1 protein-coding gene is annotated in these 1030 nt (G+C 48.3%); it reads right to left on the bottom strand.

The window, feature by feature from the left end:
* Positions 1 to 511: oligoribonuclease (gene orn / locus KDK16_RS04255; RefSeq protein ID WP_257274814.1), on the bottom strand; the 511-nt coding region annotated here is incomplete at its 3' end.
* Positions 512 to 1030: the final 519 nt, after the last annotated feature.

Here is a 1030-nt window from a genome sequence, read left to right as displayed (position 1 = left end):
GCAGCTCTTCGATGGATTCGCGAATATCTTCCAACGCCAGATGAGTGCCTTTCTTGGTAAAATGATCCAGCATCTCAGGCTTCCACCTTTTTGCTAACTCTTTTAACGTGCTGACATCGATATTGCGGTAGTGGAAGAAATTATGAAGCTCTGTCATGTAAAGGTTCAGAAAGCGGCGATCCTGACCAATACTGTTCCCGCACATGGGAGAGGCACCGGCATCGGAATGCTGTCTGAGAAAGGCCAGAGTCATTTGCTCAGCTTCAGTCAGGCTGATCTGGCTCTCACGGACTCTCTGGGTCAATCCCGTTTCACCGTGGGTTTTGATACACCACTCATTCATATTCTCCAGCACTGCATCGCTTTGATGCACCGCTATCACCGGGCCTTCAGCAATAAAATTCAGCTGACCATCTGTAACAATTGTCGCAATTTCCAGAATTTGGTCCTGTTCAGGATCAAGACCGGTCATTTCCAGGTCGATCCAGACAAGGTTGTCTGCTTTAGCCATCAAGCACCCGATTTCCTATGAAGTGATGTGCCAGCCCGTTTGCAGTGAACACGGCCCGGAGCTAAGCATTTGAAATAGCCCTAAACCCAATCCTGTGACATTTTCATAAAAAAATAATTGCAAATGAAGAAAGCCATGGCTGACTTATTAAGTCTAACCGATCATAATCCCTCCGTGAAACCTACACTCGCTCCCAACTGACCGCTCTGCGGCTCAATATTGATTGGCACCTTCTGTCTACCCATTTAAAAATATGGGCATCGGCGAGACAAAGGCTATTCACGGTCAGGAGCCATGAAAAGCCAGAACCCTATTCAGCAGATCAGGTAAAACCTTGAGCAAACCATGAGTAAGCGCAAACTGACGCGCAAACAGAAATGGCGCATAGAGAAGGTCCAGCAGGAGCGCATTGCCCGGGCCCAAAAGCGAGAACAGCTTATTGAGCAGCAAATGCAGGACGATAACCTGGGGCCTGAACAACAGGGTCTGGTCATCGCCCACTATGGTGCAACACTGGAT

The sequence above is a fragment of the Endozoicomonas sp. SESOKO4 genome (genome assembly GCF_024606275.1).
The sequence above is the reverse complement of the archived record's forward strand: the minus strand, read 5'-3'. Positions and strand labels throughout refer to the sequence as shown.